Source organism: Bordetella bronchialis (assembly GCF_001676705.1).
In the GTDB taxonomy this organism is placed as follows: domain Bacteria; phylum Pseudomonadota; class Gammaproteobacteria; order Burkholderiales; family Burkholderiaceae_B; genus Bordetella_C; species Bordetella_C bronchialis.
Map to the genome: position 1 here is coordinate 3,773,900 of NZ_CP016170.1, position 22,118 is coordinate 3,796,017.

The following is a 22,118-nucleotide window of genomic DNA, read 5'->3' on the forward strand; positions in this document are numbered from 1 at the left end:
CGTTTCGTCCAAAACAAAAGGCCGGCGGATCCCCGCCGGCCTTGGCATACCCGGATGACTTTTTTACAACGCTCGTGCCAAGTCGGCTGCCAGGCCGATGTACGACCGCGGCGTCATTTGGAGCAGACGGGTTTTGGCGTCCGCCGGCAGGGCCAACCCCTGGATGAACTCGCGCAGCGCGGCTTCGGTGATGCCCTTGCCCCGCGTCAGGGCCTTGAGCTGCTCGTACGGTTGCGGCAGTCCGTACCGGCGCATGACGGTCTGGACGGGCTCGGCCAGGACCTCCCAGCAGGCATCGATGTCGGCGTCGATGGCAGCCGTGTTCACTTCCAGTTTGTCCAGCCCGCGCAGGCAGGCGTCCCACGCGACCATGCAGTAGCCGAAGGCCACGCCCAGATTGCGCAGCACGGTGGAATCGGTCAGGTCGCGCTGCCAGCGCGACACCGGCAGCTTGTCCGCCAGGTGGCGCAGCATGGCGTTGGCCAAGCCGATATTGCCCTCCGAATTCTCGAAATCGATGGGATTGACCTTGTGCGGCATGGTAGAGGAACCGACCTCGCCTTCCTTGAGCCGCTGCTTGAAATACCCCAGCGACACGTAGCCCCAGATGTCGCGATCCAGGTCCAGGACGATAACGTTGGCGCGCGCCACCGCATCGAAGAGCGATGCCATCCAATCGTGCGGCTCTATCTGGATGGTATGTCGGTTCTGGGTCAGGCCCAGGCCCTGCAGCACGCGCTGGCTGAACGACGGCCAATCGATTTCGGGATAGGCGGCCAAGTGCGCGTTGTAGTTACCCGTGGCGCCGTTGAGCTTGGCCAGCGGTTGGACGGCGCGGATGGCGTCCAGCGCGCGGCCCAGCCGGGCCGCCACATTGGCGAATTCCTTGCCCAGGGTGGTCGGACTGGCCGGCTGCCCGTGCGTGCGCGACAGCATGGGCTGCTCGGCATGGGCGGACGCCAGGGAAGCGAGCTTGGCCCGCAGCTTTTCCAGCGTCGGCACGAGCACACCGTTGCACGCGCGCGACAACATGAGCGCGTGGGAGGTGTTGTTGATATCTTCCGAGGTGCATGCGAAGTGAATGAACTCCGCCGCGCGGGAGAGCTCGACGTGATCGGCCACCTTTTCCTTCAGCCAATATTCCACGGCCTTGACGTCGTGGTTGGTGACGCGCTCGATTTCCTTGATGCGCGCGGCATCCGCTTCGGTGAAATCCGCCACGATGGCCGCCAGGCGGGCAGCCGCGTCTTCCGAGAAGCGGGGCAGTTCGGGCAGGCCGGCCTCGGCCAGGGCGCGGAGCCACGCGACCTCGACTTCGACGCGGTGCGCCATGAAACCGGCTTCGGACAGCAGCCCGCGCAGGGCATCGCCGCGCGAGGCGTATCGCCCGTCGAGAGGAGAAAGCGCGTTGAGCGGACTGAGGGCGGGGGCGATATGCATGAGCAGGAAAATAGACCGAAACGAGTATTGAAAAGCGCGGGGAAAATCGCCGCAAAACCGCGCGATTTTATCATCCGCCGCCTTGCGGCCCGCGACGTGCGCCGATGGCCGCGCCAAGCGCCTTCCGGCGTGGCATCATCCTGCTATACTGCCGCCCGCTTTCCGACTATGACCGTGCATCCATGAAACTGATAGGCTCCCTTACTAGCCCGTACGTACGTAAGGTACGGATCGTCATGGCGGAGAAGAAGCTGGATTACCGCTTTGAACTGGAGAACGTCTGGTCTCCGGAAACCCGGATCCAGCAATACAACCCGCTGGGCAAGGTACCCTGCCTGGTCATGGAAGATGGCGGCGCCCTGTTCGATTCGCGCGTCATCGTCGAATACCTCGATACCCTCTCCCCCGTCGCGCGGCTGATCCCGCAGTCCGGCCGCGAACGCGCCGCGGTCAAGTGCTGGGAAGCCATCGCCGATGGCCTGCTGGACGCCGCCGTGGGCATCGTCAAGGAAAGGCAGCGCCCGGACGGGCTGCGCAATGACGAATGGATCGCCCGCCAGTACGGAAAGATCCACGCCAGCCTGGACGCGATGAACAAGAGCCTGGGCGAACACGCCCATTGCATGGGCATCAATTACAGCCTGGCCGACGTCGCGGTCGGCTGCGCGCTGGGGTATCTGGACCTGCGCTTTGCCGATCTGGACTGGCGCACCGGCCATCCCAACCTGGCGCGCCTGTTCGAAAAACTGTCCACCCGACAGTCCTTCATCGACACCATACCGCCCGCCAACTGACCCCGGCCGCGCGCGCTGCCGGCGCACGCGGGGGAGTCGTTCAAGGCCTTCAGGCGAAGGCCCGCCACGCCTTGTACGCCATGAAGATCGCCAGTGCGAACAGCAGATAGGCGAAGATGCGCTTCACGGTGGCGACGGGCAAGGTATGCGCGGCACGGGCGCCCAACGGCGCGGTCAGCACGCTGGTGCACACCAGGGCCAACAGGGCCGGCCAGTAGATGTAGCCCAGCATGCCGGGCGTGCTGCCGGCTTCGCGCAGGCCCGAAACCACGTAGCCGGTGCTGTTGGCCAAGGCGATGGGGAAACCCAGCGCGGCGGAAGTGGCCACGGCATTGCGCAGCGGTACGTTGCACCAGATCATGAAGGGCACGGACAGGAATCCGCCCCCTGCTCCCACCAGCCCGGAAATGAACCCGATTCCGACCCCGGCAGCGGACGCGCCCACCGCGCCCGGCATCTGCCGCGACGGCTTGGGCTTGGTATTGCGCAGCATCGAATAGCCCGAATAAAGCACGAACGCCGCGAAGAATGCCGACAGCCAGCCCGTATGCAAGGCCGCGAAGACGGCGCCGCCGGCCAGCAAGCCCCCCACGATCAGGCCCGGAGCCATGGCCACCGCAATGCGCCAGATCACGGCGCGCGCGGCGTGATGCGCGCGGACACTGGAGATGGACGTGAACAGGATGGAGGTCATGGACGTCGCGATGGCCGCATGCACGATCAGGTCGTCGCTCATTCCCTGCCAGCCGAAGATCATGGTGAGAAAAGGCACCAGCACCATGCCGCCGCCTATGCCCAGCAACCCCGCGGCGAAGCCGGCTCCGGCGCCAAGCAACAACAGGCAAATCAATACAGGAATATCCAAGTCCCTCTCCCTGGTTATGTATGGTCGTCGTTGGGACGCGATGATACCCGCTCCCCTGTCACGACGCCGCAACGCGCCGATGCGCACGCCGCGGCGACTGCCGGGCGCCGTATGGCGCATGGCCGCTACGACCGTTGGGACGCGATGATACCGCCTCCCAGGCAGATATCGCCGTCGTAGAGCACGGCCGATTGTCCCGGTGTGACGGCCCACTGGGCCTGATCGAAATCCAGGCGGAAGACCCCATCCCGCGCGGCATGCAGCACGCATCCCGCATCCGACTGCCGGTAGCGCGTCTTGGCCGCATAGCTGCCGTCGGCCGGCGGGTGGCCCGCCACCCAGCTCGCGTCCTGTGCCTGCAGCGAGTCCGACAGCAGCCATGGATGATCGTGGCCCTGCACCACATATAGCGTGTTGGCGGCCAGGTCCTTGCGAGCGGCGTACCAGGCATCGGCCGTGCCGTCGCCGCGCTGCGCGCCTTTGACACCGCCTATGCCTATGCCCTTGCGCTGGCCCAGCGTATAGAAGGACAAGCCCGTATGGGTGCCCACGCGCCGGCCCTCGGGTGTCAGGATGGGGCCTGGCGCGGTCGGCAGGTAGCGATTGAGGAATTCGCGGAACGGCCGTTCGCCGATGAAGCAGATGCCCGTGGAGTCTTTCTTCGCGGCATTGTGCAGACCGATCTCGTGGGCGATACGGCGCACCTGGGTCTTGGGGATCTCGCCCAGCGGGAACATCGTGCGCGACAGCTGCGCCTGGTTCAGGCGGTGCAGGAAATAGCTCTGGTCCTTGGTGGCGTCCAGCGCCTTGAGCAGCTGGTAACGGGTCGCGCCGCCATCGGCGACGGCGCGCACGCGCGCATAGTGGCCGGTGGCGATCAGGTCCGCACCCAGCCCCATGGCGTGGTCCAGAAAGGCCTTGAACTTGATCTCGGCGTTGCACAACACATCGGGGTTGGGCGTGCGGCCGGCCGAGTATTCGCGCAGGAACTCGGCGAAGACGCGGTCCTTGTATTCCGCGGCGAAGTTGACGGCTTCGATGTCGACGCCCACCAGGTCCGCCACGCTGGCCGCGTCCAGCCAGTCCTGCCGCGTGGAGCAGTACTCGGAATCGTCGTCGTCCTCCCAGTTCTTCATGAACAGGCCGATGACCTCATACCCCTGCTGTTTGAGCAGCCAGGCCGTGACGGATGAATCGACGCCGCCGGACATGCCGACGACGACCCGGCCCTTGGTGGATGCATTGGAAGACATGGAACGCTGAACGGGAAAACCGGCTGAAGGAAGCGGTGGAAACAGGTCGCGGACGCCCGCGGAACCGGCGGCGTAACGGTGCGACGGTCCGGGACCCCGGGGCGGATGGCTATTTTACCCGGTGGTTTTCCCGAGGCCACCGCTGGGCAAGTCGTGTATAAGTGTCACCGGTCCGATATCGACCAGGAGAACATAATGCGTATCGGTATACCGAGGGAGACCCTGGAGGGGGAAACCCGCGTGGCGGCGACACCGGAAACGGTGAAGAAGTACGTGGCGGGCGGCAACACGGTCCTCGTGGAACGCGGAGCGGGCAGCGCGGCGCGCTACCCGGACGAGACCTACGAGGCGGCCGGGGCAACGCTGGCCTCCGCGCAGGAGGCCCTGGGCGCGGAGCTGGTGCTGACCGTGCGCATGCCTGACGCGGCCGGGTTGGCCGCGCTCAAGCCGGGCGCGGTCCTGGCCGGCATGCTGGACCCTTACGATGCGGACGGCATCGCGCGGCTGGCGGCCACGGGCGTCACCGCCTTCGCCCTGGAGGCGGCGCCGCGCATCACCCGCGCGCAAAGCCTGGACGTGCTGTCCTCCCAGGCCAACCTGGCCGGCTACAAGGCGGTGTTGCTGGCCGCCCATTACTACGGCCGCCTGTTCCCCATGATGATGACCGCGGCGGGCACGCTCAAAGCGGCGCGCGCGGTGATACTGGGCGCCGGCGTGGCAGGCCTGCAGGCGATCGCCACGGCGCGGCGGCTGGGCGCGGTCGTCGAGGCCTCCGACGTGCGGCCGGCCGCCAAGGAACAGGTGGAGTCCCTGGGCGCGAAATTCATCGACGTGCCCTTCGAAACCGATGAAGAACGCGAGATCGCGCAAGGAGTGGGCGGGTATGCGCGCCCCATGCCGGCCGCCTGGATGGCCCGCCAGGCCGCGCTCGTATCGGAACGGTGCAAGCAGGCCGATATCGTCATCGCCACCGCCCTGATCCCGGGACGGCCCGCCCCCACGCTGGTGTCCGCGGAAACGGTCCAGGCCATGAAACCGGGCTCGGTACTGGTGGACCTGGCGGTGGAGCGCGGCGGCAACTGCCCGCTGTCGGAAAAGGGCCAGGTGGTGGAAAAGCACGGCGTCACCCTGGTGGGCCTGACCAATCTGCCGGCGCTCGTACCCACCGATGCATCCGCGCTGTATGCGCGCAACCTGCTGGATTTCCTCAAGCTCATCGTGGACAAGGACGGCTCGCTCGCCATCCAGCGCCAGGATGAAATCGTCGCGGCCTGCCTGGTCTGCGAGGACGGCAACGCGGTTCGGAGGTCGTGAATGGAAGCCCTGAGTCCCACGCTGATCAACCTGATCATATTCGTCCTGGCCGTCTACGTCGGCTACCACGTCGTCTGGAACGTCACGCCCGCACTGCACACGCCTTTGATGGCCGTCACCAACGCGATCTCGGCCATCATCATCGTGGGTGCGATGCTGGCCGCCGCGCTGACCGAAGGCGGCCTGGCCCGCGGCATGGGCGTGCTGGCCGTGGCCCTGGCCGCGGTCAACGTCTTCGGGGGCTTCCTGGTCACCCGGCGCATGCTCGAAATGTTCAAGAAGAAAGAGCGCAAGCCCGCCAAGGAGGACGCGCGATGATTTCGCTGAATGTCGTCACGCTGCTTTACCTGCTGGCTTCGGTCTGCTTCATCCAGGCGCTGAAGGGCCTGTCCCATCCGACCACGTCGCGCATCGGCAATGCCTTCGGCATGGCGGGCATGGCGATCGCCGTGCTGACCACGGGTGCGCTTATCGTGGCGCTGGCGGGTCCCGGCATCGCGGGACTGGGCCTGGGCTGGGTGCTGCTGGGCCTGCTGGTCGGCGGCACCGCCGGCACCATCATGGCGCGCCGCGTCGAGATGACCAAGATGCCGGAGCTGGTCGCCTTCATGCACAGCATGATAGGCCTGGCCGCGGTGGCGATCGCGGTGGCGGTCGTTGCCGAACCGCATGCCTTCGGCATCGCGCCCATGGGCACCGCCTTGCCGATGGGCAACCGCGTGGAGATCTTCATCGGCACGTTCGTCGGCGCCATCACGTTCTCCGGCTCGGTCATCGCCTTCGGCAAATTGTCCGGCAAGTACCGGTTCCGGCTGTTCCAGGGCGCGCCGGTCGTGTTTCCCGGCCAGCACCTGGTCAATCTCGTGCTTGCGCTCGTCATGCTGGGCTGCGGGATCGCCTTTGTCGCAAGCGAAGGGTGGACGCCCTTCATCGCGATGACGGCCATCGCCTTCGTGCTCGGGGTGCTGATCATCATTCCGATCGGCGGTGCCGACATGCCGGTGGTCGTGTCGATGTTGAACAGCTATTCGGGCTGGGCCGCGGCCGGCATCGGGTTCTCGCTGAACAATCCGATGCTGATCATCGCCGGCTCGCTGGTCGGCTCCTCGGGGGCGATTCTGTCGTACATCATGTGCAAGGCGATGAACCGCTCCTTCTTCAATGTCTTGCTGGGCGGCTTCGGCAACGGCGGCGGGACCGCCGGCGCGGCCACCGCCCAGCAGCGCAACGTGAAGTCGGGCAGCGCGGAAGACGCCGCCTTCCTCATGACCAATGCGGAAACCGTCATCATCGTCCCGGGCTACGGGCTGGCGGTGGCCCGCGCCCAGCACGCGCTGAAGGAGCTGGCCGCCAAGCTGGCGCAAAAAGGCGTGAACGTCCGCTACGCCATCCATCCGGTGGCCGGCCGCATGCCGGGCCACATGAACGTCCTGCTCGCCGAGGCGGAAGTCCCCTACGACCAGGTGTTCGAGATGGACGATATCAACGGCGAATTCGGCCAGACCGATGTGGTACTCGTGCTGGGGGCGAATGACGTGGTCAATCCGGCGGCCAAGAACGATCCCCAGTCGCCCATAGCGGGCATGCCTATCCTGGAAGCCTATAAGGCCCGCAACATTATCGTGAACAAGCGATCCATGGCGGCCGGCTATGCCGGCCTGGACAACGAGCTGTTCTACATGGACCGCACGATGATGGTCTTCGGCGACGCGAAAAAAGTCATCGAGGATATGGTCAAGGCCGTGGAGTAGCCGCGGTCAGGACGGACGCCCGCCCTGCAGGCGTTCGTCCAGCGCTTCTATCCAATGGCGGACCGGCGTCGCCGTGCCGCTTTGCAGATGCGCGATGCAACCGATGTTGGCCGAGAGGATCACATCGGGCGCGGTGGGTGCGATGGCAGCCAGTTTTCGGTCGCGAAGGGTCATCGCCATATCCGGCTGCATCACGGAATAGGCGCCGGCCGAACCGCAGCACAGGTGCCGGTCGGCGAAAGGCTGCAACTCGAATCCCAGGTCGGCCAGCACGCCATCGGCCAGCGGACGCAAGCCTTGCCAGTGCTGGAGCGTGCATGGCGGATGGAAGGCTGCCCTGACCGGGGCGCCCAGCCGTTCCCGCAGCTCGCGGGCATGCGGGGCGACGATTTCGGACACGTCGCGTACCAGGGAAACGATGCGCGCCGCACGGTCGGCATAGGCCGGGTCCTTGCGCAGATGATGCGCGTATTCCTTCACCATGGCACCGCAGCCGGAAGCATTCATGACGATGGCCTCCACCTGGCCGCCTTCGACCAGCGGCCACCAGGCGTCGACATTGGCGCGCATCTGGGCAAGCGCCGTCGAGGCATCGTCCAGATGCAGGTTGATGGCGCCGCAGCAGCCGCTGCCGGCCACGACGGTCGCGCCTATGCCCAGCGTGTCGAGCACCCGCAGGGTCGCCGCATCGATGGTGGGCATCATGGCAGGCTGCACGCAGCCCGACAGCAGGATCACCTGGCGCGCATGTGCGCGGGCGTCCGGGATCCTGCCGACGGGACGGGACGCGGGCACCTTGGCCCGCACGGCGGCCGGCAAGAGCGGCCGCAATGCCTTGCCGAGCCGCATCGCCGGGGCGAACCAGCGCGAGGTCAGCCCCTGGCGCAGCAGCGCCCGCTTCATGCGCTGGGCCCAGGGCCGGCGCACCCGCGTTTCGACCAGGCCCCGGCCGATGTCGACCAGATGCCCGTACTCCACGCCGGAGGGGCACGTGGTTTCGCAATTGCGGCAGGTCAGGCAGCGATCCAGGTGGGTCTGCGTCGCCTGCGTCGGCTCCGCCCCTTCCAGCATCTGCTTGATCAGGTAGATGCGGCCGCGCGGACTGTCCAGTTCGTCGCCCAGCACCTGGTACGTCGGACAGGTCGCCGTGCAAAAGCCGCAATGCACGCAACGGCGCAGAATGGCGTCGGCCTCGCGGCCGTAGTCCGTGTCGCGCGCCCAGGAAGCGATTTGCGTTTGCATGATGGCCCTATAGTTCCAGCGTCAGCCGGCCCGGATTGAACAGGCCGGAAGGATCGAGTTCCTGCTTCAGCCGGCGCGTCAAGGTCGCCACGCCGGGGGCCAAGGGCTGGAATACCCCGTCCTCGGGCAGATCCTCGTGCCGCGCCGCGCGGAACAGCGTGGCGTGGCCTCCCCTGCCCTGCGCGGCGGCCCGCACGGATGACGCATCATGCCGGCCGCTCAGCCAGCGTTGGCCGCCGCCCCATTCGATCAGGCTGGCGCCCAGTTGCATGGGTGCCGTGGCGGGCGGCACCGCGATACGCCACAACGGCCGCGCGCGGTCGAAGAACGGGTGTGTCTGTTCGCGCACCGACCGCCAGAAGGCATCCGCCTGCTCCGGCTCCACCAGGTCCCCGCCGATGCGCACCCGGGCCGCGTCGATGGCCGGTGGCGCGCCCGACAGTCGCACCCAGATTTGTCCTTGGCCGGCGTCGTCCTCCGGCACCCAGCATGCGGCGGAGACCGGCATGGGCAGCCGTCGCCAGGTCGCGAAGGCCGCCAGCGCCTCGCCTTCGCTTGCCGGCAGGCACAGGGTGCTTTCGCCGGCCGGACGCGGCAATACCTTCAGGGAGACTTCCAGCAACACACCGAATATGCCCAGGGAGCCCGCCAGCAGCCGGGATACGTCGTAGCCGGCGACGTTCTTCATGACCTCGCCGCCGAAGTTCAGCATCCGGCCATGGGCGTCCAGCAGCCGCGTGCCGAGCACGAAATCCCGCACGCTGCCGGCGGCCATGCGGCGCGGGCCGGCAAGGCCCGCGGCCACGCAGCCGCCCACCGTGGCGGTCGGCTCGAAATGCGGGGGTTCGAAGGCCAGCATCTGGCCTTGCGCCGCCAGTTCGGCTTCCAGTTCGCGCAGCGGCGTACCGGCGCGGGCAGTCACCACCAGCTCGGAGGGGTGGTAGCTGACGATGCCGCGATAGGCCGTGACATCGAGCAGGCAATGGCCGTCCTCGGGCCGCAAGGCCCGGTGGTTGCCATAGAAGGCCTTGCTGCCGCCGCCGCAAATGAACAGCGGCTTGTGGCCGGCGCGCGCCGTCATGACCTGGTCGCACAATTCCGACAGGACGAAATCCATGGCGATCCTGTATCAGAAGCGGGATAGGTCCGGGAATCGCAACTCGCCGCCGTGCACGTGCATCTTGCCGTACTCGGCGCAACGCGCCAGGGTGGGTATGACCTTCTGGGGGTTGAGCAGGCAACTAGGGTCGAAGGCCCGCTTCACGGCAAGGAAAGTATCGAGTTCCTCGCGCGAAAACTGCACGCACATCTGATTGATTTTCTCCATACCCACACCGTGCTCTCCCGTCACGGTGCCTCCCACCTGTACGCACAGCTCGAGTATCGCCACGCCGAATTTATCGGCGCGCTCGGTCTCGTCCGGCTTGTTGGAATCGAAAAGAATAAGCGGATGCAGATTGCCATCGCCGGCATGGAACACGTTCGCGCAGCGCAGGCCGTATTCGTCCTCCATCTGTTCGATGGCGCCCAGCACGCGGGCCAGATGCCGCCGCGGAATCGTGCCATCCATGCAATAGTAGTCGGGCGACACGCGCCCGGCCGCCGGGAAGGCGTTCTTGCGTCCGGCCCAGAAGCGCAGGCGCTCGGCCTCCGACGTGGAGACCTGCAGCCGGGTCGCGCCCGCATCCTGGAGCACGGCTTCCATGCGCGCGACCTCGTGCGCGACCTCTTCGGGAGTACCGTCGGATTCGCACAGCAAAATGGCCTGCGCATTCATGTCATAGCCGGCCTGCACGAAGGGCTCGACCATGTGCACGGCCTGCTTGTCCATCATCTCCAGGCCGGCCGGTATGATGCCGGCCGCGATCACCCGGGTCACGGCGTTGCCGGCTGCTTCCACGCTGGGGAAGCTGGCCAGCACGACCTGCGCGCAGACCGGCTTGGGCAGGAGCTTTACGGTGATCTCGGTCACGATGCCCAGCATGCCCTCGGAACCGATGAAAGCGGCCAACAGATCCAGGCCGGGCGCATCGGGCGCCTCGCTGCCGAGCTCGACGATGTCGCCATCGATGGTCACCACGCGCACGCGCAGGATGTTATGCACCGTCAAGCCGTACTTCATGCAACGCACGCCGCCGGAATTTTCGGCGACGTTCCCGCCGATCGAGCATGCGATCTGGCTGGAAGGATCCGGCGCGTAGTACAGGCCATGGACCGCGGCGGCTTCCGAGATGGCCAGGTTGCGCACGCCGGGCTCCACCACCGCCAAGGCATTGTCCGCGTCGATGCGCTTGATGCGATTCAGCTTGGAAAGCCCCAGCAATACGCCCTGGCTATGCGGCATCGCCCCCCCGGACAGGCCGGTTCCGGCGCCCCGGGGCACCACCGGCGCGTTCAGGCGCTTGCATACCCGCATCACCTGTTGTACCTGGGCCTCGGTTTCCGGCAGGCAAACCACGGCCGGCAGGGCGCGATACAGGGACAGCCCATCGCACTCATAGGGCCGGGTGTCCTCTTCGCGATGCAGCACGCAGTGCGCGGGCAACACCGCCTGCAGCGCCGCGACCAGCTCGGGCACCGCCGGGGGCGCGACCTGCGCATCCGTAAGATCGGTCTCTACCAGGGTGTTCATGATTTAAAGATAGCGCGGGCACGGCAAACACACAGTCAGGGATTTACCCCAACCGGCGACGGCGGCGCCGTGCCGGTTACCAGCTGACGATTTTCCCCGGGTTGAGGATATTGTTGGGATCGAAGGCATGCTTGAGGCTGCGCATCAGGTCCAGCGCATCCTTGCCGTGCTCCTCCAGCAGGAATCCCATCTTGTGCAGGCCCACGCCATGTTCGCCCGTGCACGTGCCGTCCGCCGCGATGGCCCGCCGGACCAGCGCATGGTTGATGCGCTCCGACGCATCCCACTCTTCCTGGCTGTCCGGATCCAGCAGCATCAGCACGTGGAAATTACCGTCGCCGACATGGCCCACGATGGTGGTGGGAAAAGGTGCTTCGGCCAGATCCCGCGCGGTCTCGCGCACGCATTCGGCCAGCGCGGAAATCGGCACGCACACATCCGTGGTACTGGAACGACAGCCTGGCCGCAGCTGCAAGCCGGCGAAATAGGCGTTGTGGCGCGCCGCCCACAAGCGGCTGCGATCCTCGGGACGGTGCGCCCATTCGAAATCCATGCCGCCATGCTCGTGGACAATGGCCTGCACGGCGGCGGCCTGCTCTTGCACGCCGCCCGCGCTGCCGTGGAATTCAAACAACAGCAGCGGCGTTTCCCTTAGCGTCAGCTGGCTGTATCGGTTGACGGAGCGCACGGCATGTTCGTCCATGAACTCGACGCGAGCCACCGGAACGCCTGCCTGCATGATCTCGATGACGCTGTCCACGGCGTCGCCCAGCGTCGGGAAATTGCACACCGCGGCCGACACGGCTTCCGGCTGCGGATACAGCTTTACCGTGACTTCCGTGATGATTCCCAAGGTACCTTCGCTGCCGACGAAAATCCGCGTCAGGTCATAGCCGGCGGCGGACTTGGGCGCCCGGCGCGCGGTACGCAAGACGCGGCCGTCGGCGGTGACCACCGTCAGCGACAGCACGTTCTCGCGCATGGTGCCGTAGCGCACGGCATTGGTACCGGAGGCGCGCGTCGCCGCCATTCCGCCCAGGCTGGCGTCGGCCCCCGGGTCCACGGGAAAGAACAGGCCGCTGTCGCGCAAATGCTCGTTCAACTGCTTGCGCGTCACCCCCGCCTGCACCGTGGCGGTGAAATCCTCCGCGTGGACGGCCAGAACGGCGTTCATGCGGGAAAGATCCAGCGTGATGCCGCCCTGCACCGGCAACAGATGCCCCTCAAGCGAGGAGCCGGCGCCATATGCCACGATAGGCACGCGATGGTCGTTGCAGACACGCGCGACCGCGGCGACTTCATCGGTGGTTTCGGCAAAAATCACCGCATCGGGAAGGACATCCGGGTAGGGCGACTCGTCATGCCCATGATGTTCGCGCACCGCCCGCGCCGTCGAAAGGCGGTCGCCGACGATCGCGCGCAAGGATTCCAGACAGGCGGCCGGCACGGGACGGCGCAGCCACGCGGGATCGGTCAAATCGTTCATTTTCTTATCCGAACCGGGAGGTCAAGACGCCATTCTACGCCCGGAGACCCGTGCGCCGGTGGCGCCCTGCCCTTCCCTTATTTGCCGCTGCTGGCCGCGCGCCGACGTGCCCTGACGGCTTCCGCCAGGCCGTCCAGGACCTCGACCGAGGATTCCCAATCTATGCATCCGTCGGTGATGCTCTGCCCATACGTCAGCGGCTGGCCGGGGACGAGATCCTGGCGGCCGCCCAGCAGGTGGCTTTCCACCATCAGGCCCACGATGCGGCCGTCTCCGGCGGCGATCTGGCGGCCGATATCCTTGGCGACCAGAGGCTGGTTCTGCGGATTCTTGCTGCTATTGGCGTGACTGGTGTCGATCATCAGGCGCTGCGCCAGTCCGGACTTGGCCAAGTCCTGGCTGGCCGCTTCGACGCTGGCGGCATCGTAATTCGGCGCCTTGCCGCCGCGCAGGATCACGTGGCAGTCTTCGTTGCCCGCCGTGGATACGATGGCCGAATGGCCGCCCTTGGTCACGGACAGAAAGTGATGCGGCTGCGAAGCCGCCTTGATCGCATCGACGGCGATTTTCACATTGCCATCGGTACCGTTCTTGAAACCGACCGGACACGACAAGCCGGAAGCCAACTCCCGATGGACCTGGCTTTCGGTGGTGCGAGCCCCGATGGCGCCCCAGGACACCAGGTCCGCAATATATTGCGGGGTGATCATATCCAGGAATTCGCAGCCCGCGGGCAATCCGAGCGTATTGATGTCCAGCAGCAATTCGCGCCCGACGCGTATGCCCTTGTTAATGTTGAAGCTGCCGTCCAGGTCCGGATCGTTGATGAGTCCCTTCCAGCCGACGGTGGTGCGCGGTTTTTCGAAATACACGCGCATGATGATCTCGAGGTCGCCCTTCAGCCTGTCGCGCACCGGTTTCAGCCGGGCCGCATATTCCAGGGCGGCTTTCGGGTCATGGATCGAGCACGGTCCGATTACCACCGCCAGCCTGTCGTCCATGCCGTGCAGGATGCGATGCAAGGCCTGGCGTGCCGCGTAGACGGTATCGGATACGGCTTGGCTGCAGGGAAATTCGCGCATGACGTGCGCCGGGGGCGTCAATTCCTTGATTTCTCGGATACGCAGGTCATCGGTATTGTGGGACACGTCGGGCTCCTTCCTGGGATATGTTGCCAGGCTGGCGGACACAAAAAAGCCGCCAGATCGCTGGCGGCTTTTTGGGGGGATTTCGCAGACTTCAGTTTGCGCGCAACCCTTCCTCCGCCAGCGGCATCGGAAAGCCATAAAAGTAAAAGTAAAATCGGGCGGCGGTGCCGCGGTCGTTTGCGCGTGTCATATCGGTCTATTCAGCCGGGTGCGCGAAGGCGTCCCGGAAAGAGCGCCACCCATCGGGTTGCGCCTATTTACATCGCGGCAAATCCTAGCACAAAAACCGCGGCAGGTCATGCGGGCGGCGCAGGCCCCGCCCCGGGGCCCCAAGATCAGGCCGTACCGCCGACAGTCAGCCCTTCCATGCGCAAGGTAGGCATGCCGACGCCGACAGGCACGCTCTGGCCTTCCTTGCCACACGTACCCACGCCGGAATCCAGCTTCATATCGTTGCCGATCAGGCTTACCCGCGTCATGGCGTCCGGACCGTTGCCGATCAAGGTGGCGCCCTTCACGGGATACGTGATCTTGCCGTTCTCGATCATATAGGCCTCGGATGCGGAAAACACGAACTTGCCGTTCGTGATATCCACCTGCCCGCCGCCGAAATTCACCGCATACAGGCCGCGCTTGACGGAAGCCAGGATTTCCTCGGGCGGCGTATCGCCGCCCAGCATGTAGGTATTCGTCATGCGCGGCATGGGCAGATGCGCGAAGGATTCGCGCCGCCCGTTGCCCGTGGCGGAGGTTTTCATCAGGCGCGCGTTCATCGTGTCCTGCATATAGCCCCGCAGGATGCCATCCTCGATCAGGACATTGCGCTGCGTGGCATTGCCTTCATCGTCCACGTTGAGAGAACCGCGGCGATCCGGCAGCGTCCCGTCGTCGATGACGGTAACGCCCTTGGATGCCACGCGTTCGCCGATGCGGCCGGCGAAAACGCTGGAGCCCTTGCGATTGAAATCGCCCTCCAGCCCATGGCCTACCGCCTCGTGCAGCAGGATACCGGGCCATCCGGGCCCGAGCACCACGGTCATTTCGCCGGCCGGCGCGGGACGGGCATCCAGATTCACCATGGCCTCGTGCACGGCATGTTCGACATAGCCCCGCAGTATCTCGTCGGTGAAATAGGCCAGGCCTGACCGGCCCCCGCCGCCCGCATGTCCCATTTCCCGGCGACCATCGCGTTCCACGATTACGGTCAGGGAAAGCCGCACCAGCGGACGCACATCGGCCGCCAGCCGGCCGTCGCTGCCCGCGACCAGAATGACGTCGTATTCCGCCCCCAGCCCGGCCATGACCTGGATCACGTGGGAATCGCGGGCGCGCGCCATGCGTTCGATGCGCTCGAGCAAAGCCACCTTATCCGGCGCGCTGAGAGTCAGTAGCGGGTCCACGGCCGGATAAAGGTCATGCGCGCGGGCAGGTTCGGCCTGCGCGCGTACCCGCGCCTTGCCGGCGCCCTGGCGCGCAATGCCGCGCACGGCGCGCGCCGACGACAGCAAGGCGTCGGGGGACAAGGAATCCGAATACGCGAACGCGGTCTTCTCGCCACTGATCGCGCGCACGCCCACGCCCTGCCCGATGGAAAAACTGCCCGTTTTGACGATACCTTCCTCCAGGCTCCAGCCCTCGCTGCGCGTGTACTGGAAATAGAGGTCGGCGTAATCCACCTTGTGCGTGAATATTTCGCCCAGCGCGCGCGCCATGTCGGCCTCGCTCAGGCCCCAGGGGTCGAGCAGCAGCGATTTGGCGGTGGCCAGGGCCTGGATGTCGGGATCGGTGATCTTCATATTGCAACTCGGTGGATTTACATGACGCGGTGGCGCAATGCGGGCAAGGCGGCTCGCACATCCGACAGCCGTGTGGAATCTATGTTACCCGCTACCACGCCCGGTCCCTCCGGCAGGACGTCGACGATGTCCCCCCACGGATCGACCAGCATGGAATGTCCCCAGGTCCGGCGACCGTTTGGATGGACGCCGCCCTGGGCGGGAGCCAGGACATAGCACTGGTTTTCGATAGCGCGCGTCCGCAGCAGCAATTCCCAATGCGCCTTGCCGGTCGTGTAGGTGAAGGCGGCAGGCACCAGGATCAGGTCGACCGTCCCCAGCGCTCGATACAGCTCCGGAAAACGCAGGTCGTAGCATACCGACAGGCCGACCTTCGCGAATGGCGTGTCCACCGTGCGCACCTCCGCGCCCGGGCGGATCGCGATGGATTCATCATAGGACTCGGTGCCGCGCTTGAAATTGAACAAATGGATTTTGTCATAGCGCGCAAGCCGTTTTCCATCCGGACCATATACCAGCGAGGTGTTGTACACGCGCGCCGCGTCCGGGCTGACCAGGGGCAAGGTACCGCCCACCACGAAAATGCCGTGCTGGCTGGCCTGGCTGGAGAGAAATTCCTGGATAGGCCCCGTGCCGTCCGTTTCGCGGATGGCGAGCTTATCGTGATCTTTTTGTCCCATGAAGCAGAAATATTCCGGTAACGCCACTAATCGGGCCCCGGATTCGGCCGCTTTTCGGATTAATTGGGACGCAGCATCCAGATTTTCCCTGACAATCGGCGTGCTGACCATCTGGATAGCCGCGACTCGGGAAAGCGTGGAAGTGGCAGTGGAAGGAGCGTTCATCGGAAACAAATAGATTCAAGAATTCCAGGGATAATTCCCAAGTCGTTTTGTGCTATTGTCGACAAAATAACTATAATCTGGTCGGAAAATCAATTCCATAATAAGGATCGATATACCATGCCAAGAGAGACCTACTCCGCGCAGCAAGCCAGGATCGAAAAAGAGATCGATAAGCTACGAAAAAAAGCGGAGGCGCTGCAGATGAAGCGTCGCAAGCCCGTGGTGGCCTCCATCGTTCGCTCCATGCGGGAATACGATATCACCCCTGAAGAGATTGCCGCGGCGTTCGGCAAGCCCGGGGCGCGGCGTGGTCCGGGCCGCAAGAGCGCGGCCGCGGCGTCGTCCGCCCCGGTCAAGCGCGCGGTCGCGCCGAAATACCGCCACCCCGACACCAAGGAAACCTGGAGCGGCCGCGGCAAACCGCCACGTTGGCTTACCGCGGCGGAAGCCGCCGGTGCATCCCGCGAGAGCTTTCTCATCCAATAGACAGGAATGGAAGAACCGCCGGCATGGCGGTCCACCTTGCAGACTGGCCCCGTGTTTTCACGGGGCTTTGTCTTTCTGGCGCCAGCTGGCGGCGCGATCGCGAGCCGGCGCCGGTCTAAGGCCCGACGTTGTAACGCACCTCGCGCTCGGAACCATTGTTGGCAGGGAAATCGTCGAAGATCGCGCGCACCAGATAGGGCATCACTTTCAACAGGCGATCGTTATCCGCCACACTATACGCCGTGGCCCGGTAAACTTCCTTGCCGGCCTGGCTGTTATCGCGTATTTCGACAGTCAGCGTGTTGCGATAGGCGACGGAGGGCACGTCGACCCAATCCGGCCCCCAGAAGCCGGGCCCCCAGGGCCCCCCCCAATACCGCCCGCCGTAGAAGCCTGGCCCATAGCCGCCATAGAAATAAGGATCGACCGGGCGCCGCACATTCACCTGGGTCTGCGTCACGCCATACTTGAAAGAGACGTCGAAACGGGCCGGTTGCCCGGCCTGGGCCTCCACCAGCCCGGTCGGGCTGATCCCGCTGCGCACCATGTCCTGGAAGCTCTGGTATTCCAGATTGTTATTCTGGCTGGGGTCCGCCACCACGAAGCGATAGCGCTGGCCCGTCGCGCCGGCGGGCCATTCCTGGAATGAGGTCACGCGCGCCGATACGGTAGGCGTGGTCGCGCACCCGGCAAGAAACCCGGCCACGAGCAGCAGGGCAAGCGCCCGCGCATAGCGCCAGGAACGGGACAGATCGACTCGATACATAACAGCTCCTGCAAAAACGACCGGCGCGCGCCGCGACGCGTCGCTCCCATGCGCGCATCATAATGGCTGGCAATACCGTTGGACAGGAAACCGGAAGCAAAGTTTTGCGGACGGCCACAAGCACCGTCCTACAATAGCGTGCACTTCACCTCGACAGGCCCGGCCATGCGTACAGAAACCCCCGTCACCGTCTACCGCAAGGATTACCAGCCCTATCCCTTCGAAATACCGGAAGTCGCGCTGGCCTTCGACCTGCATCCGGAAACCACCACCGTCACGTCGCGGCTGACGGTCCGGCGCCGGGCGGATCATGGCGGCGCCCCGCTGAAGCTCGATGGCAGCGAGCTCGAACTGGTTTCGGTGTGCGTGGATGGGCGTCAGTTGAGTCCCGGCGAGTACACGCTGGACGAACATGCCTTGACGCTGCACGCCCTGCCCGACACCGCCTTGGTCGAAATCGTCAGCCGCTGCCGCCCCGCCGCCAACTCGACCCTCATGGGCTTGTATGTATCGGGCGGCAATTTCTTCACCCAATGCGAGGCCGAAGGCTTTCGGCGCATCACCTGGTTCGCCGACCGGCCCGACGTCATGTCGCGCTACCGCGTTACCCTGCGGGCGGATACCGCTTACCCCGTGCTGCTCAGCAACGGCAACCTGGTGGAACAGCGCACCTTGCCGGACGGCCGTGCCCAGGCCGTATGGGAAGACCCATACCCCAAGCCGTGCTACCTGTTCGCGCTGGTTGCCGGCCGCTTCACCCATCGCGAAACTCGCCTGAATACGGTATCGGGACGCGAAGTGCTGCTGCAGGTCTATAGCGACCCCGGCTCCGAGTCCAAAACCGAGTGGGCGCTGGAATCGCTGGTCCGCTCGGTGCGTTGGGACGAAACCCGATTCGGCCTGGAACTGGACCTTGACCGGTTCATGGTGGTCGCAGTGCGCGATTTCAATATGGGGGCGATGGAAAACAAAGGCTTGAACATTTTCAACGCCGCCTACGTCCTGGCCGACGCGGATACGGCCACCGATGCGAACTACGAGGCCATCGAAGCGGTGATCGGCCATGAATACTTCCATAATTGGACGGGCAATCGCGTCACCTGCCGCGACTGGTTCCAACTGAGCCTGAAGGAAGGACTGACGGTTTTCCGCGACCAGGAATTCAGTGCCGACATGATGGCGCGCGGCCTGGACGCGCAAGCCGCCGCCAGCGCACGCGCCGTCAAGCGTATCGACGACGTCGTCACGTTAAGGGCCGCGCAATTCCCGGAGGATGCGGGCCCCATGGCGCACCCGATCCGGCCGGAAAGCTATCAGGAAATCGGCAACTTCTATACGGCCACGGTTTACGAGAAGGGCGCCGAAGTCATCCGTATGCAGCATACGCTGCTGGGCGAAGCGGGTTTCCGCGCCGGCATGGACGAGTATTTCCGCCGCCATGACGGCCAGGCGGTGACCTGCGACGATTTTGTCGCGGCCATGGAGTCGGTATACCAGCGCCAGCATCCGGGGCGCGACCTGCAGGTATTTCGGCGGTGGTATCGCCAGGCCGGCACGCCGCGCGTCACGGTGGCTCTGGATTACGATGCGGCGGCACGCCGCTGCACCGTTACGCTGGCGCAGCGGTGCGCGCCCGTAGGCGTGGAAAAGGCCGCCCCCGTGGCGGGCGGCAAACAGCCCTTCCATATTCCCTTCGCCATGGGCCTGCTCGACCGCTCGGGCAAGCCCATTTCCCTGAAACTCGACGGCAAGGAAACCACCACCGCGCTGCTGGAGCTGACGCAGGAGCGCCAGCAATGGATTTTCGAGGACGTGCCCAGCGCGCCCATTCCTTCCCTGCTGCGGGGGTTTTCGGCTCCGGTGATTGTCGAGTATCCGTGGAATGACGACGAATTGGCCCTGCTGTCGGCGCACGATACCGATCCCTTTGCGCGCTGGGAAGCCGGGCAGGAACTGGCCACCCGGGAAATCCTTCGCCTGACCGCGTTGCGGCAGGCCGGCGGGCAGTTGAAAGCCAGCGCCGCCTTCATCCAGGCATGGCAAGCCCTGCTCGAAGACCCCGTGCTGGACGCCGCCTATCGCGCCCGCGCGCTGTCGCTTCCCTCCGAAAAGACGCTTGCCGAGCGCATGTCGGCTATAGATCCTCCCTCGCTGGCCGCCGCCCGCGATTTCCTGCGGGCCGAGATCGGCAGGCAGCTGGCGGGCGCGTGGCGGCAGGCAATCGCCAATTGCCAGACGCCCGGCCCCTATACCCCGGCTCCCGAGCCGGCCGGCAAACGGGCCTTGAAGAACATGGCCCTGGGGCACCTGATGGCCGGGGGCGACACCGAAGCCGCGGCATGGGCGGTGGCGCAGTACGAAAACGCCGGCAATATGACAGACCGCCTGGGCGCCTTGACGGCCCTGGTCAACCACGGCGATGAAGACGTCGCCACCCGGGCGCTGAGCCACTTCTACGAGCAGTGGCAGCACGACCCCCTGGTCATCGACAAATGGTTCGCCCTGCAGGCGACGGCGCGGTCGACCACGGTCGACACCGTGCGCGGCCTGATGGCGCACCCGGCCTTCACGCTGCGCAATCCCAATCGCGCGCGCGCGCTGATCTTCCAGTTCTGCCTGAACAATGCCCGCGGCCTGCACGATGCCGCCGGCGCCGGCTACGCCTTCTGGGAAGAACAGGTCCTGGCGCTGGATGCCTTGAATCCCGAGATCGCGGCGCGGCTGGCGCGCGCCATGGATAACTGGTCGCGCTTCGTTCCTGCCTTGCGCGCGCCGATGCAGGCGGCGCTGGAACGCGTGCGCGCCCACGCGGGACTGTCGCGCAACGTAAGCGAGATCGTATCCAAGGCGCTGGAATTGGCTGCTTGAAGATTATTTGTTCTAGGAGAATCGCTTGAAACGCAAAACCCTAACCCAGTATCTGGTCGAGCAGCAGCGGCAGGCCCAGGCGGTCGGCCCGGAAGTGCGGCTGCTCATTGAAGTGGTGGCGCGCGCCTGCAAAGCCATCAGCCACGCCGTCAGCAAGGGGGCGCTGGGCGGCGTGCTGGGCAGCCTGGACTCCGAAAACGTGCAAGGCGAAGTGCAAAAGAAGCTGGATGTCATGTCCAACGAAGTCCTGCTCGAAGCCAACGAATGGGGCGGCCACCTGGCTGCCATGGCCTCGGAGGAAATGGAAACCATCCACCTGATCCCCAACCGTTACCCCAAGGGCGAATATCTGTTGCTGTTCGATCCGCTGGACGGCTCCTCCAATATCGACGTCAACGTTTCGATCGGCACGATCTTTTCGGTGCTGCATGCGCCGCACGATACGCCGGGCCAGCCTGTGACGGAAAAGGACTTCCTGCAGGCCGGCAACAAGCAGGTCGCCGCGGGCTACGCCGTATATGGCCCGCAAAGCATGCTGGTGCTGACCGTCGGCAATGGCGTGGTGGGCTTCACGCTGGACCGCGAAATGGGCTCCTGGGTGCTGACGCACGAAAACATGCGGATTCCGGAGGACACCAAGGAGTTCGCCATCAACATGTCCAATATGCGGCATTGGGCCCCACCGGTAAAACGCTATATCGACGATTGCCTGGCCGGCAAAACCGGGCCGCGCGGCAAGGACTTCAATATGCGCTGGGTTGCCTCCATGGTGGCCGATGTACACCGCATCCTTACCCGGGGCGGCATCTTCATGTATCCCTGGGATGCCCGCGAACCGTCCAAGCCCGGCAAGCTGCGGCTGATGTATGAAGCGAATCCCATGAGCTTCATTGTCGAACAGGCCGGCGGCGCTTCGATCAATGGCCAGCAACGCATCCTGGATATCGAGCCCAAGCAGCTGCATGAACGGGTCAGCGTCATTTTGGGGTCTCGCAACGAGGTAGAAACGGTTGCGCGCTACCATCGGGAACACCCGTCGGCGCAGTAGCGCGGCCCCCGCCACAAAAGGAAACCGGCGCCCCAGGCGCCGGTTTTTATTCATGGACCAGGCTCGTTGCCGCCCCGGCCGCTGGAGCCCGGGCGCCCCGGGCGCCGGCCGCCGGCCGCCGGCATACCGCCCGGTTTACTTGACTTCCTGGATCGATTTCACGTCGTCCTTGTTTATCTGCATATCGCGGCCGTTTTCCTCGTACTGGTACATGCCGGACTTCTTGTCGTACTCCGGCTTGTCCGGTGTCACGATCTGCGAGCCGTCTCTGGTATTGACGACGGAAGGCGAAGAGCAGCCGGCCAGTATGGCCACGGCGGCGAGCGAGATAGCGGTCAACTTGAGAGTCATGTCATCTCCTTGCGTGAGGGACATACTCAATTT

Annotated in this window: 19 protein-coding genes; 7 read left to right on the top strand and 12 right to left on the bottom strand. The window is 65.1% G+C overall.

Annotation, left to right across the window (positions count from 1 at the left end):
* Nucleotides 1-63: 63 nt before the first annotated feature.
* Nucleotides 64-1,440 carry an adenylosuccinate lyase gene (gene purB, locus BAU06_RS16660; RefSeq protein WP_066352286.1) on the bottom strand — a complete coding sequence of 459 codons (1,377 nt, stop codon included), beginning with the start codon at nt 1,438-1,440 and terminating at the stop codon, nt 64-66.
* Between the two features lie 182 nt (nt 1,441-1,622).
* Here purB and BAU06_RS16665 point away from each other — a divergent pair, with 182 nt between their 5' ends.
* Entirely contained in the window at nt 1,623-2,234 is a 612-nt protein-coding gene (locus BAU06_RS16665) for a glutathione S-transferase (RefSeq protein ID WP_066359226.1), read from the top strand.
* A 49-nt stretch (nt 2,235-2,283) separates the two neighbouring features.
* Here the strand turns inward: BAU06_RS16665 and BAU06_RS16670 are convergent, their stop codons facing one another.
* Nucleotides 2,284-3,099 (bottom strand): sulfite exporter TauE/SafE family protein, encoded by an 816-nt coding sequence (locus tag BAU06_RS16670; protein WP_066352300.1) that lies wholly within the window; start codon nt 3,097-3,099, stop codon nt 2,284-2,286.
* A 125-nt stretch (nt 3,100-3,224) separates the two neighbouring features.
* Complete coding sequence (mnmA, locus tag BAU06_RS16675) at nt 3,225-4,352, bottom strand: tRNA 2-thiouridine(34) synthase MnmA (RefSeq protein WP_066352302.1); 1,128 nt, start codon at nt 4,350-4,352, stop codon at nt 3,225-3,227.
* Between the two features lie 195 nt (nt 4,353-4,547).
* Here mnmA and BAU06_RS16680 point away from each other — a divergent pair, with 195 nt between their 5' ends.
* Genes BAU06_RS16680 through BAU06_RS16690 form a run of 3 tightly spaced genes read left to right on the top strand, consistent with a single transcriptional unit; the run spans nt 4,548 to nt 7,417 of the window.
* Nucleotides 4,548-5,666 carry a Re/Si-specific NAD(P)(+) transhydrogenase subunit alpha gene (locus tag BAU06_RS16680; protein WP_066352305.1) on the top strand — a complete coding sequence of 373 codons (1,119 nt, stop codon included), beginning with the start codon at nt 4,548-4,550 and terminating at the stop codon, nt 5,664-5,666.
* Nucleotides 5,667-5,984, top strand: a complete 318-nt coding sequence (locus BAU06_RS16685; RefSeq protein WP_066352315.1) for an NAD(P) transhydrogenase subunit alpha part 2 — start codon at nt 5,667-5,669, stop codon at nt 5,982-5,984.
* Nucleotides 5,981-7,417: an NAD(P)(+) transhydrogenase (Re/Si-specific) subunit beta gene (locus tag BAU06_RS16690; RefSeq protein ID WP_066352318.1), complete on the top strand. Its 1,437-nt coding sequence runs from the start codon at nt 5,981-5,983 to the stop codon at nt 7,415-7,417. The genes BAU06_RS16685 and BAU06_RS16690 overlap by 4 nt, the downstream gene beginning before the upstream one ends.
* A 6-nt stretch (nt 7,418-7,423) precedes the next feature.
* On the opposite strand, the gene glcF is transcribed toward BAU06_RS16690, so the two are convergent.
* The 7 genes from glcF to BAU06_RS16725 form a co-directional block, all read right to left on the bottom strand.
* Nucleotides 7,424-8,659 carry a glycolate oxidase subunit GlcF gene (glcF, locus tag BAU06_RS16695; protein WP_066352319.1) on the bottom strand — a complete coding sequence of 412 codons (1,236 nt, stop codon included), beginning with the start codon at nt 8,657-8,659 and terminating at the stop codon, nt 7,424-7,426.
* Between the two features lie 7 nt (nt 8,660-8,666).
* Nucleotides 8,667-9,776, bottom strand: coding sequence for a glycolate oxidase subunit GlcE (glcE, locus tag BAU06_RS16700; protein WP_066352321.1), 1,110 nt, complete (start codon nt 9,774-9,776; stop codon nt 8,667-8,669).
* Nucleotides 9,777-9,788: 12 nt separating this feature from the next.
* The gene (locus BAU06_RS16705; RefSeq protein WP_066352323.1) at nt 9,789-11,291 is read right to left on the bottom strand and encodes an FAD-linked oxidase C-terminal domain-containing protein; all 1,503 of its coding nucleotides are present in this window, start codon (nt 11,289-11,291) and stop codon (nt 9,789-9,791) included.
* 76 nt (nt 11,292-11,367) lie between these two features.
* A complete protein-coding gene (locus BAU06_RS16710) occupies nt 11,368-12,777 on the bottom strand; it encodes an FAD-binding oxidoreductase (protein WP_066352325.1) in 1,410 nt (469 codons plus the stop codon).
* A gap of 77 nt (nt 12,778-12,854) precedes the next feature.
* Nucleotides 12,855-13,925, bottom strand: a complete 1,071-nt coding sequence (gene aroG, locus BAU06_RS16715) for a 3-deoxy-7-phosphoheptulonate synthase AroG (RefSeq protein WP_066352328.1) — start codon at nt 13,923-13,925, stop codon at nt 12,855-12,857.
* A gap of 335 nt (nt 13,926-14,260) precedes the next feature.
* Nucleotides 14,261-15,721: a metalloprotease TldD gene (tldD, locus tag BAU06_RS16720; RefSeq protein ID WP_066352331.1), complete on the bottom strand. Its 1,461-nt coding sequence runs from the start codon at nt 15,719-15,721 to the stop codon at nt 14,261-14,263.
* A gap of 17 nt (nt 15,722-15,738) precedes the next feature.
* A complete protein-coding gene (locus BAU06_RS16725; RefSeq protein WP_066352333.1) occupies nt 15,739-16,566 on the bottom strand; it encodes a carbon-nitrogen hydrolase family protein in 828 nt (275 codons plus the stop codon).
* A gap of 117 nt (nt 16,567-16,683) precedes the next feature.
* Between BAU06_RS16725 and BAU06_RS16730 the strand changes: the two genes are divergently transcribed.
* On the top strand, nt 16,684-17,052 hold the full coding sequence (locus BAU06_RS16730; protein WP_066352334.1) for an H-NS histone family protein: 369 nt from the start codon (nt 16,684-16,686) through the stop codon (nt 17,050-17,052).
* A 115-nt stretch (nt 17,053-17,167) separates the two neighbouring features.
* Here BAU06_RS16730 and BAU06_RS16735 read toward each other — a convergent pair whose 3' ends face one another.
* Nucleotides 17,168-17,818 carry a DUF4136 domain-containing protein gene (locus tag BAU06_RS16735; protein ID WP_066352336.1) on the bottom strand — a complete coding sequence of 217 codons (651 nt, stop codon included), beginning with the start codon at nt 17,816-17,818 and terminating at the stop codon, nt 17,168-17,170.
* Between the two features lie 165 nt (nt 17,819-17,983).
* On the opposite strand from BAU06_RS16735, the gene pepN reads away from it, so the two are divergent.
* A complete protein-coding gene (pepN, locus tag BAU06_RS16740) occupies nt 17,984-20,686 on the top strand; it encodes an aminopeptidase N (RefSeq protein ID WP_066352338.1) in 2,703 nt (900 codons plus the stop codon).
* A 25-nt stretch (nt 20,687-20,711) separates the two neighbouring features.
* Complete coding sequence (locus BAU06_RS16745) at nt 20,712-21,734, top strand: class 1 fructose-bisphosphatase (RefSeq protein ID WP_066352341.1); 1,023 nt, start codon at nt 20,712-20,714, stop codon at nt 21,732-21,734.
* 135 nt (nt 21,735-21,869) lie between these two features.
* Here BAU06_RS16745 and BAU06_RS16750 read toward each other — a convergent pair whose 3' ends face one another.
* Entirely contained in the window at nt 21,870-22,085 is a 216-nt protein-coding gene (locus BAU06_RS16750) for a YgdI/YgdR family lipoprotein (RefSeq protein ID WP_066352344.1), read from the bottom strand.
* Nucleotides 22,086-22,118: the final 33 nt, after the last annotated feature.